This window comes from Paenibacillus sp. A3M_27_13, from assembly GCF_024213315.1.
In the GTDB taxonomy this organism is placed as follows: Bacteria; Bacillota; Bacilli; order Paenibacillales; family Paenibacillaceae; genus Paenibacillus; species Paenibacillus polymyxa_B.
Map to the genome: position 1 here is coordinate 622,333 of NZ_JANAVE010000003.1, position 11,743 is coordinate 634,075.

The following is an 11,743-nucleotide window of genomic DNA, read 5'->3' on the forward strand; positions in this document are numbered from 1 at the left end:
CCCCTATTCGATTTAGAATGGGGGTATTTTTGTGAAAAGGTTCATTCCATTAAGAGTAAATCCGATATACTAATTAACAAATATTAATGCGAAACGGTGGTATTACCTTGTCTCAACTACAAATAAACCATACAATTCTAGAGCAGAGGTTTCCTCATGTTGCAACCCAAATCAATAGTTTGCCGAATGAAGATTTATCTATACCTTTGTTTACTGAGCCCTTTGAAAGGGACACGGCTTGGCTTAATGCTGTTCAAGGAGCAATTGGAAACGGAAAGATCCTTTTTGTATATGGATTTGAAAGGGGACTCAGCATTGTTGATCTCCTCGAATTGTACCCGAATCACTGGCTGTTTGTATACGAGCCGGATGAGCGGCTTTTTCGGAAGGCTGTGACGGAGTATGACCTCAGTCTTTTGCTGGGGTATTCCAATTTGTACTGGCTATCCGTTGGTGATTCTCAGCTCGATATGATGTTTCATATGCTGAGTAGTTACATGATGGAAGATTTAGTGTTTATTGCGCTGCGTAAGTATCTAACCGATGATATGAGTACGCTACGTGAAGTAAAGGAAAAATTTCAGGAGTACCGCCAGAGCTTTTTGGTAGATAAACATACAGAGAATCGTTTTCGAGAAGAATGGACTCGAAATTTTCTATATCATCTATCTGATGTACTATACACTCCTTCCATTGAGCGGCTTTTTCACGCTTTTGAGGGTGCAACGGTGATTGTTGTATCATCAGGCCCATCTTTACAGGAAGATATCGAATGGCTGAAAAAATTACGTCCTCACGCACTGATTATTTCAGCAGGCTCCAGCATTCAGGCATTAATAAAGCATGGAATACATCCTCACCTTGCTGTAATAATGGATGGCCATTCAGTCAATAAGAAAATCTTTGCTTCCTCTGAAACGAGAGAGCAGCCTTTACTATTCACATCTTCTTCCTATTATGAAATCTCTGATCAGAACTGTGCAGGGAAAATCCATAGTATTATGAAAAGTGATGCTGTATCACAATATTTCTTTGGACTCAGTAAGGAGGAGCTCTTTATATCCCCTACAGAAACGGTTGCAGGAACGGCTATTCAAGCAGCGGCATATCTAGGGGCTAAACGGATCATACTTGCAGGTCAGGATCTGTCGTTCCCTGATAACAAATTCTACGCAGATGGAATTGAACATTTTGCAGCCGAAACTACAGATAAGATAGTGCAGGAAGCACCTAAAAAAGTGCTAAATGTAAAGGGGACATACAATATCACAGACGAAAGTTTCTCCCTGATGAAGGATGGAGTCGAAAATCTGATTAAGGCACTTCCAAGGATTGAATTTATCAATTCAACTCGCAATGGTGCAGTGATTGAGGGAGCCCCATACGAACCGATGGAAGAGATGTATAAATTGTTAGCACCAGAATCTGTTGATCATGATGCAATTGCCGATTTGATAAACAAAATAAATATTGCTGCTGATATGAATAAGGTGCAGGATGTCAGAGATAAGCTGATAGCGACACTCGGAGATCTTTCCAATGTACGTTCTGAGATTGCAGCAATTCATAAGCTGATGAAAAAAATACGCGAATTTAGCCGCACTAAACCAGCAAAGGCTCAAAGTATGGTGGAATCCATAGAGCAGATGTGGGGGGTGATTGCCAACAGGGACTGGTTCTCACCTATATTTGAGTCCATTATGCCTATCGAAATTGCGCGTTTTGATCAGGTGCTCCCTGTGATTGTTACAGAACATCAGTTGACTCGTAAGTCTGATCTAATCTATGAGCATCTGGGTAAGCTGCTACAGGATATCACAGCACAAATCCCAATACTTGAAGAAATGTTTTCGGAATCGATTCGCCGTTTAGATAAAAAAACAGATAGCGATGCAGTGGTCCATAAAGATATATAAATTAATCGTTTTACACTCCGGAGGTCATTATGTTTACCAACAAGATTGTACTGGTTACGGGCGGCACAGGTTCGATTGGAAGCGAAATTGTACGTAATATTTTATCGTATAACCCTAAAGCCTTACGGATTTTTAGCAGGGATGAGAGCAAGCAGTTTGATCTGCAGCAGGAATTAAAAGAATATACGAATATCCGTTATCTGATCGGTGATATCAGGGACAAGCAAAGACTGAGTTATGCTATGGAGGATGTGGATTATATTTTTCATGCTGCTGCTCTCAAACATGTGCCTGCATGCGAGTATAACCCTATGGAAGCAGTGAAAACGAATGTTATTGGTGTACAGAATTTAATTGAGACGGCTATTGAGCATAATGTAGAAAAAGTAGTAGCCATCAGCACAGATAAAGTGGTAAATCCAACGAATACGATGGGAGCTACGAAGCTGCTATCAGAACGTTTAATTTCTGCCGCCAACTTGTATAAAGGGAGCAAACGTACCATCTTTTCTTGTGTCCGCTTTGGAAATGTTATGGGATCCAGGGGCTCTGTTATTCCTTTATTCCGTGACCAGATTGCTAAAGGGGTACCGGTGACGGTCACACATGCAGAGATGACTCGGTTTATGATGTCTATTCCTCAAGCCGCTCAATTGGTCATAGATGCGGCGCACTATTCGCAAGGCGGAGAAGTATTTGTACTAAAAATGCCGATTCTCAAAATTACGGATTTGGCCCAATGCTTGGTTGATTCGTATGAAGAGGCGGTTGGTAAACCCTATCGTGGAGAGATCATTGAGACCGGAATCCGGCCGGGTGAGAAGCTATATGAGGAACTCATGACGCTTGAGGAATCTGAAAGAGCGTTGGAGAATGGACAGATGTATATCATTCCTTCGTTGTTTCATACCGCAGAGCAAGAATATGAAGGTTTTAAAAAGGCTATTCGTCAAGAATATTCTTCGATGACTGCACCACAGATTTTCCCGAAAGCCATTCGAGAGCTTATTGAACTGAACGGATTGGGCTTCACAAAAGGTATTGTATGATGAGCAAACACAAATGTTTGGCGATTATTCCTGCGCGGGGTGGATCAAAAGGTTTACCCGGTAAAAACATAAGATTGTTACATGATAAACCGCTCATTCAATATAGCATTGAAGCTGCACTAAATAGTGGTTGTGTGGACGAAGTTGTAGTTTCAACGGATTGTAAAGAGATTGCTCGTGTGTCGGGCCAAGCCGGAGCGGCTGTTCCGTTTATAAGGCCCGATGAACTGGCTACCGATGAGGCTAAAAGCATTGATGTATTGAAGCATGCAGTTGAATTTTATGAGCAGACGCAAAATCAATTTTTTGATGTTATTATGCTGCTGCAGCCCACATCTCCACTGCGAAATGCTATGGACATTAAAGAAGCATATAAAATATTTTTAGATCATCAGGCTGATTCACTTCAAAGTGTCACTTTGTCTGGAGTGCAACCCTATTTACTAAGGGAAATGGATAACGGACGGCTTACGCCCTACCTGAAAGGTGAAAGGGAGCATTTGAGGAGACAAGATCTCAAAGAACTACATGCTTTAAATGGAGCCATCTATATCGTGAAAAGAGATCTGTTGATAAATGGTGACACTCTGATTGGTCCTAATAATTGTGGCTACATTATGCCTAAAGAAAGATCTGTTGACATAGATGACGAGTTTGATTTAAAAATGGCAGAGCTTTTTTGGAGACAATCCAATCACAAGGAATCCTTGCAGTAGGAGTGAGGAATATAACATGAAAAACCTCTTATCAAATAATGAAAACCACCCTATCTATATTATCGCAGAGGTAGGAGTTAACCATAACGGATCATTGGAGCTTGCATTCGAATGTATTGATCAAGCGATTTTATGCGGTGCCGATGCGGTGAAATTCCAAACCTTTAAAAGCGAAAAGCTGGTAACCAAGTATGCCCAGAAGGCTAATTACCAGACGGAAAATACCAATTCAGCTGAAAGCCAACTAGATATGCTAAAACAGCTGGAATTGAGCTTTGAGGATTTTGTTCTATTGAAAAGGTACTGTGAGGATAAAGGGATAGATTTCCTTTCCACGCCCTTTGATGAAGAAAGTGCTGAGTTTCTGAATTCAATTCATATTGACGCATTCAAGGTTGGATCAGGAGATATGAACAATATCCCCTTTCTTCAGAAGCTTGATAGCTATGGGCGTCCGATTATTCTATCGACCGGGATGTCTAATTTAGATGAAATTGGAGAATCGTTACAAGCATTTAAAAAAAGTGAAGTACTATTGCTACACTGTACTTCCGACTATCCGGCACCTTTGGAAGATGTAAATCTGCTGGCCATGAAGACAATATCTACAGCTTTTAATAAGGTCACAGGTTACTCAGATCATACGGCTGGAATTGAGATCGCTGTAGCAGCTTCAGCACTGGGAGCGAGAATTATTGAAAAGCATTTTACATTGGATCGAAATCTTCCAGGTCCTGACCATAAGGCTTCACTGGAGCCTGCTGATTTCTCAAAAATGGTTCTCGCGATTCGTAATGTGGAGCAGGCCCTAGGGGATGGTGTTAAAAGGTGTATGCCTTCTGAGGAAAGCACAAGAGCTGTTGCAAGAAAAAGTATTGTGGTGGCAACATCTAAAAAAACAGGCCAGTTGCTAACACTAGAAGATCTAGTTATCAAGCGTCCGGGCACTGGAATAGAGCCTAAATATTTTGATGACTTGGTTGGTAAGCAGCTTTTAAAGGATGTACATGAAGACTATTTGTTATCATGGGATGATGTGCAATGAAAAAAGTATTGGTGATTACCGGAACACGAGCTGATTATGGGATATATTACCCGGTTTTGCGGGCTCTTGAGGAAGAACATGCTCTGGAGCTCCACCTGTTGGTTACAGGCATGCATTTGTCTCCACAGCATGGGTATACATTGGACGCTATCCAAAAGGACGGATTTCGTGTATCTGCTAAGGTAGACTGTCTGCTGCAGGGATCTACCCATGCTAATATGTCTCGCTCTATTGGAATAGCAATCATGGGCATGACACAAGCCGTAGAAGCTTTGGAACCAGATTTCGTTGTTGTATTAGGAGATCGGGGAGAAATGCTTGCAGCTGCGATTGTATCCTCTCACATGAACATTCCGCTTGTTCATTTGCATGGTGGAGAAGTATCCGGCACGATTGATGAGTCTGTTCGGCATGCGATTAGCAAGTTGGCCCACATTCACTTTGTGGCTACAAATGGAAGCAGAGAGCGCCTAATCAGGCTTGGCGAGGAACCTTGGAGAATTCATGTAGTCGGAGCTCCGAGAATTGAAACGATGATGAACACTTCCCTGCCTGAGCTAGAGATGACGAAACGTAAATACGATCTGAATATAGATAACGATTATGTGCTGTTTGCTTATCATCCTGTCACCACGGAAGAAGCGGATATGCACATCCTTGGTAAGATGATGGAAGTTCTCTTGGCTGGGGAGAATGAGGTAATTTGTGTGATGCCTAATTCGGATGCTGGAGCTGATGCGATTGTTGATGTATATAATCGTTTTGCTGCAAGAAAAGGGATGCACCTTGTAACCAGTTTTGAGCAACTTGATTATCTGACGATGTTGAAAAATGCAAAAATATTAATTGGAAATTCTTCATCGGGGATTATTGAGGCTGCCTCCTTTCATGTTCCAGTCATTAATATCGGAACTCGCCAGACAGGCAGAGAGCGTTCTGTGAACACAATAGATATTTCAGCTGACGAGCTCGAATTGACTTCTGCAATAGAGTACGCAATGTCTGAGCCTTTCCAACAAATTGTTAAAGCAGCCGACAATATTTACAGTAGAGATAACACCAGCTCTCGCATCGTAGATATATTGAACCGAACATCCAAGTCAGAGCAGCTTATTCAAAAGACAATTACCTATTAAGGAGGATCGGCCTTGAGCTATATTGTTTTTGGAGCAGGAGGGCATGCCAAGGTTATCGTGGATATTTTACGGTCCTGTGGTGAAGAAGTCATAGGAATTCTGGATGACCATTGTAAAGAAGAAGCATGGAACGGATTGCCGATCTTGGGGGGCCGTAATCAGATTGCTCAACTATTATCTCTGTATCCAGAGGCGCTGTTCGTTGTGGCAATCGGAGATAATACAACCAGAAGGAAGATTGTAAGTCAATTAAAAGTTGCTTCAGTCCAATTTGGTACTGCTGTTCATCCAAGCGCTGTAGTCGCACCCAGCGCATTCATTGGGGAGGGGACGGTTGTCATGCCTAATGCTGTAATTAACGCTGATGCGTATGTTGGAGAGCATGTCATTGTTAATACGGCGGCTACTATAGATCATGATTGCCGAATAGAAGACTTCGTGCATATTTCCCCAGGTGTACATATGGCAGGTGGAGTTCAGATCGGATACTGTGCTCATATCGGAATAGGTGCAAGTCTTATACCTGGTGTTCGTGTAGGGTGCGATACCATCGTTGGTGCTGCTTCTTGTGTCATCCGCGATTTGCCAGAAAACGTTATAGCTGTGGGTTGTCCGGCCAAAGTAATAAAAAACCTATAAGGATAAGGGATGAAACAAAATGTCCAATCGAGATAGAATTTATTTATCTTCACCGCATATGGGCGGGCTTGAACAGCAATATATCGCAGAGGCCTTTGAAACGAATTGGATTGCTCCACTAGGTAAAAATGTAGACGCTTTTGAATCAGAGGTGGCAAATTACTTAGGATGTGGAGGCGCAGTTGCCCTAAGTTCTGGAACAGCAGCAATTCACTTGTCTTTGATATTGCTTGGTGTGGAAAAGGATGATATTGTTTTTTGTTCTTCTCTTACCTTTGTTGCCAGTGCTAATCCGATCTTATATCAAGGTGCAATTCCTGTCTTTATCGATTCGGAACCAGACAGCTGGAATATGTCCCCTGAGGCACTAGAGCGAGCATTCAAGACTTATGCAGATAAGGGAAAGAAACCTAAAGCTGTAGTTATAGTCAATTTGTATGGGCAGAGTGCAGACTACGATCGGTTGAAAAAAATATGTGATTATTACGAGGTGCCAATTGTAGAAGATGCTGCGGAATCACTCGGAGCAACTTACGGCAAGCAAATGAGTGGAACGCTTGGGAAATTCGGCATTCTTTCATTTAATGGAAATAAAATTATTACTACTTCAGGTGGGGGCATGCTGGTTTCAGATGATTTAGAAGCACTAAGTAGAGCGCGACATTACGCAACTCAGGCGAGGGAAAAGGCGATACATTATCAGCATGAGGATGTAGGCTTCAATTATCGTCTCAGTAATGTCCTAGCTGGTATAGGGAGAGGGCAGCTTCGTGTGTTGGACGAACGCATTCAACAGAAACGAGAAATTTTTGAAAAGTATAGCTATGAGCTATCAGGAATTGATGGAATACAATTTATGCCGGAAAAGAGTTTTGGTAAGTCTACTCGATGGTTGACAACAATGATAATAGACCCTGAAATTATTGGTACAAGCGTTAGTGATTTAATAGGTTATTTAGGAAAAGATAATATTGAATCTCGACCAGTATGGAAGCCGCTTCATCTGCAACCACTCTTTAAAGATGCCGTGTATTATGCTCATGAAGGTGGCTTGGATATTAGCAAAATATTATTTGAAAAAGGAGTTTGTTTGCCCTCTGGAACAAATATGTCGGTGGATGAGCAGAGTTTTGTTATTAATCAAATGAAGGCCTTTTTTCGATGAATATAATATTGAACTCAATTAGCACAGCTATGTTTTGCATAAAAAGAGCATTTATTCAGTCATTATGTTTATGATGCTTATTTCGGGAGAGGTGTAGAATTTGATTGATAAAGCAAAGGTAGTTATTTTTGGTGCAGGTGATGGAGGACTTCGTGTTCATTATCTATTAAGTGATGAATTCGAGGTTATCGCATTTGCAGACAATGATGGATCTAAACAAGGCTCGAAATTTTTGTCCAAACCGGTCGTTGCTCCTAATGAAATTTGTAAGCTTGTATTCGATTATGTAATTATAGCGAATATTCATGGAGAATCAGTGTACAAACAGCTAACTGAAGAGTTGTCGATTGAAAAGGAAAAAATTATTGACTATTTTATGAGTTTGAAATTTGATACTAGGCTGGCTCTATTACGGCAAATTGCTGATGAAATAAATGAGTGCGGAGTAAAGGGAAGTGTAGCAGAGCTCGGTGTGTTTAAGGGGGAATTTTCTAAGTATATTAACCGGGTTTTTCCTGATCGTCAACTATATTTATTTGATACCTTTAGCGGTTTTGACCAGAAGGATATTGATAACGAAAATAAAGGTGATTTTTCGAACTCGGTTGCAGGAGAATTTTGCAATTCGGATGTGGACTTAGTACTGAATAAAATGATGTATAAAGAAAATTGTATTGTGAAAAAAGGGTATTTTCCAGAATCAGCAAGTGACGTGAATGAAACTTTTGCATTTGTTAGTTTGGATGTTGATTTGTATCAGCCTATTCTCGAAGGATTAAAATTTTTCTATCCTAAGATGTCAGATGGGGGATATATTATAATCCATGACTACAACAGTACTCGATTTCATGGTGTAAAACAGGCGGTTAGAGAGTATTGTAGAGAACATGGTGTTAAGTACACTCCTATAAGTGACTTATGTGGTAGTGTCGCCATTATGAAGTAAGTTGAACCTTGATTTATGGGGGAGAAAATAAATGAGAAAAAATAAACTATTAATCCTCTCTGATTCTAATCTAAATCCGATGGTTCGTTTTCTAGAGGGATCTTATCAAGATTTGACGTTAGAAGTGACAGAAGCTCCTTATAATCAAGTAAATCAGGTTCTTATGAATTCTGATCACTCCGTATGGTCGGAAAAAAAGGATATGTTGCTTTTATGGACAAGTCCTGAGAAAGTAATTCCTTCTTTTAATAAACTGCTGGAGTATAAGGAAATTAATATCGGTGATGTTCTTAATGAAGTCGATCAATTTTGCGAGCTTATTATCAGGGCTGAGGGAAAAGCAAAACATATTTTTGTTGTGTCTTGGTCCCTCCCACCTCATTACCGTTGGATACAATCGATGACATTAAAGCACAATGTAGGATTAAGCAATGTACTTATGCAAATGAATCTACGTCTTTCAGAACGACTACAAGAGCACGAGCATGTTATCATTCTTGATTCTAGCTATTGGTATGCAGCAATCCAGCAAAAAAGCTACGATGCTAAAATGTATGCACTTGGGAAAATTCAGTTCTCTCGCGATTTTTTTCTCTTTGTATCCAATGAGCTAAAATCAATCATTAGTGGTCTATACGGACAAAGTAAAAAGTTAATTATCTGTGATCTGGATAATACACTCTGGGGTGGCGTGATTGGTGACGATGGTATTGACAACATCAAACTGGGGGGGATTGATCCCGTCGGTGAGAGTTTCAAGCTTTTTCAGCAAGAATTGCACAGATTGAGTAACCGAGGTGTCATCCTGGCTATATGCAGTAAAAACAGCGAACCGATAGCACTAGAAATGATAGAACAGCATCCGGAAATGATTCTGAGAAAAAAGGACTTTTCTTCAATTCGAATCAACTGGAACGACAAGGCTGCCAATGTGGTTGAAATTGTAAAGGAGCTCAACCTAGGTCTGCAATCTGTTGTATTTCTAGACGATAATCCATCTGAAAGAGATCGTATCAAGCAGGCTCTTCCAGAAGTATATGTACCTGACCTACCTATTGATGTTACCCAATACCCTGTTTTTATTAGCCAACTGGATTGTTTCGAGACTCCTGCTATAACGTTGGAGGATCGTAAACGAACAGACTGGTTCAAACAGGAGCAAAAGCGAGAGTCGATAAAGTTAAACGTAGAATCATTGGAAGAATGGCTACATTCACTTGAAATTAAGCTGACTCCACATAAATTGAATAAATTATTGCTAACACGTGCTGTCCAGTTAATGAATAAAACGAATCAGTTTAACATGGCAACCCGCAGGTTTACGATTGAAGAGTATTGGTCCTGGAGTGAACTGCCGAATAATCATGCAATCTTATTTGAAGTGGAAGACAAATTTGGAAATGCAGGTTATACAGGACTGATTTCGGTTTCATGTGATGATGAAGGTCAGGCTGAAATCCATGATTTTGTTATGAGTTGTCGTGTCATGGGCAAGGGAATTGAGGAAGCAATGCTTTATTTAGTTACCAAGCATTTTTCCCCCCATAGTATTAAGGGTATGTATATAAAAACAGAAAAGAATAAACCTTTTTATGACTTTATTTCAAAGAAGTATAGGGATGTATCCAAAAACAATGAATTAGATCTAGGAGAGATATTCTTACCTCATCATATCTTACTTAAGGAGTGCTCTTTTTGAATAAATTTGAGTTAGTTCAATCGATAATATCTAAAATTATGAATGTGTCTGTCGAAAAAGTGACATTGGGATCGGTAAAAAGTGACTTTGAAAATTGGGATTCGCTCAATCAATTGAATTTAGTGATGGAACTTGAAGCTAATTTTAATGTGTCTATTCCCATTGATGAAATAGCTAATATAGATTCAGTGCAAAGCATTTTGCATATTTTGAATAATATTCATAATTAATAATTTATTTGAAGTGTTATGTGGAAAAATATAACGCATAAAAAGGAGGGGGAAAGCTATTGGAAATTGTAAAATATAAAGATTCTGATTATGAGTCGCTGGTTGCGTTTATGAGAATTAATTGGTCCCCAGAGCATGCTATCTATAACAAAGAATTGTTTGATTGGCAGTATCGGATTGACGAGAATGGTTTATCGGAAAGTTTACTGCTGATTGACAATGGTTGTATTGAGGGGTTCCTTGGGGTCATTCCTAGTGAGTATAGTTCTAACGGAGAACAATATAAAGGTATCAGTTTCGCCATGTGGATTGTATCAGAGAAGTATAGAAACAGTGGCTTGGGCATTATGCTTATGAAAGAAGCTGAAAAGTATAATTCGGTGTGCGTGACCTTAGGTTGTAATCTTCAAGTGGTACCTATGTATGAACGTATGGGGTATTCGTATTCAGATCATTTGAACCGTTACATCATTCCGCTTGACGCCAACGGTTATGTTAACCTACTAAATGATTCATTCGATCATTCGGTTATTGGACAATGGATATCAGGTGTTGAGGAAAGATTGATACATTCATACAGCCCAATACTCAATATTACGGGTGAGGAGTTAGAGCAATTATACATTAAAAGTATTCAACATCGATTCTCACTTTCGCAGTACCGTAGCGCCTCCTTTTGGGAATGGAGATATATAAATAGTGCGGGCTATAAGTATTTATTTTTCGGTGATTCCACTGCTGAGGGGATTGTAATTGCACGTCTAGATCGAGTATATGCTCCAGAGGGGAGTACCCACGGCACAAAAGTATTAAGGATTATAGAAATCATCCCAGCTAATGCGGAGGTTTGGGAAGGAATAGCAGATCATCGTTTGATTGAGATGGTATCTGGGGTTTTGTCATGGGCTCGTGACCAAGGGTGTGTTGCGGCGGATTTTCAGTTAAGTTCAAATCGTTTAGAGCATGTTCTGGAATCCATCGGTTTTAAAAAACAAAATATAGACTACACGCCAAAGGAATGTGGATTGGCAGGCCTGTTCCAGCCTTTTCGTTATCGTGTTAATCCCATTAATTTTGTATGGAAAATTAAAAAAAATGAAGGTTACTTTCAAAATACGGAAGTGAATGACATATATCTTGTTAAAACTGACGGAGATATGGATCGTCCCAACATTTGGCCACTTCCTAAAGGGTGGAATTGA

At 40.1% G+C, this 11,743-nt stretch carries 11 protein-coding genes; all 11 read left to right on the forward strand.

What is annotated here, in order from left to right:
* Nucleotides 1-107 precede the first annotated feature (107 nt).
* The 11 genes from NLX82_RS15785 (at nt 108) to NLX82_RS15835 (ending at nt 11,743) form a co-directional block, all read left to right on the forward strand.
* A complete protein-coding gene (locus NLX82_RS15785) occupies nt 108-1,916 on the forward strand; it encodes a motility associated factor glycosyltransferase family protein (RefSeq protein ID WP_175405224.1) in 1,809 nt (602 codons plus the stop codon).
* A 29-nt stretch (nt 1,917-1,945) separates the two neighbouring features.
* On the forward strand, nt 1,946-2,965 hold the full coding sequence (locus NLX82_RS15790) for a UDP-N-acetylglucosamine 4,6-dehydratase family protein (RefSeq protein ID WP_068938895.1): 1,020 nt from the start codon (nt 1,946-1,948) through the stop codon (nt 2,963-2,965).
* A complete protein-coding gene (locus NLX82_RS15795) occupies nt 2,965-3,681 on the forward strand; it encodes an acylneuraminate cytidylyltransferase family protein (RefSeq protein WP_053326237.1) in 717 nt (238 codons plus the stop codon). Before NLX82_RS15790 ends, NLX82_RS15795 begins: the two co-directional genes overlap by 1 nt.
* Nucleotides 3,682-3,697: 16 nt before the next feature.
* Entirely contained in the window at nt 3,698-4,726 is a 1,029-nt protein-coding gene (gene neuB, locus NLX82_RS15800) for an N-acetylneuraminate synthase (protein ID WP_254348530.1), read from the forward strand.
* Entirely contained in the window at nt 4,723-5,862 is a 1,140-nt protein-coding gene (gene neuC / locus NLX82_RS15805; RefSeq protein ID WP_053326235.1) for a UDP-N-acetylglucosamine 2-epimerase, read from the forward strand. Before neuB ends, neuC begins: the two co-directional genes overlap by 4 nt.
* 12 nt (nt 5,863-5,874) lie before the next feature.
* Complete coding sequence (locus tag NLX82_RS15810; RefSeq protein ID WP_053326234.1) at nt 5,875-6,501, forward strand: acetyltransferase; 627 nt, start codon at nt 5,875-5,877, stop codon at nt 6,499-6,501.
* Nucleotides 6,502-6,520: 19 nt separating this feature from the next.
* The gene (locus NLX82_RS15815; protein ID WP_028542142.1) at nt 6,521-7,666 is read left to right on the forward strand and encodes a DegT/DnrJ/EryC1/StrS family aminotransferase; all 1,146 of its coding nucleotides are present in this window, start codon (nt 6,521-6,523) and stop codon (nt 7,664-7,666) included.
* A gap of 100 nt (nt 7,667-7,766) precedes the next feature.
* Nucleotides 7,767-8,612, forward strand: coding sequence for a TylF/MycF/NovP-related O-methyltransferase (locus tag NLX82_RS15820; protein ID WP_053326232.1), 846 nt, complete (start codon nt 7,767-7,769; stop codon nt 8,610-8,612).
* A gap of 31 nt (nt 8,613-8,643) precedes the next feature.
* Complete coding sequence (locus tag NLX82_RS15825) at nt 8,644-10,311, forward strand: HAD-IIIC family phosphatase (RefSeq protein WP_028542140.1); 1,668 nt, start codon at nt 8,644-8,646, stop codon at nt 10,309-10,311.
* Entirely contained in the window at nt 10,299-10,541 is a 243-nt protein-coding gene (locus NLX82_RS15830) for an acyl carrier protein (RefSeq protein ID WP_254348531.1), read from the forward strand. The genes NLX82_RS15825 and NLX82_RS15830 overlap by 13 nt, the downstream gene beginning before the upstream one ends.
* A 59-nt stretch (nt 10,542-10,600) precedes the next feature.
* A complete protein-coding gene (locus NLX82_RS15835) occupies nt 10,601-11,743 on the forward strand; it encodes a GNAT family N-acetyltransferase (RefSeq protein ID WP_028542138.1) in 1,143 nt (380 codons plus the stop codon).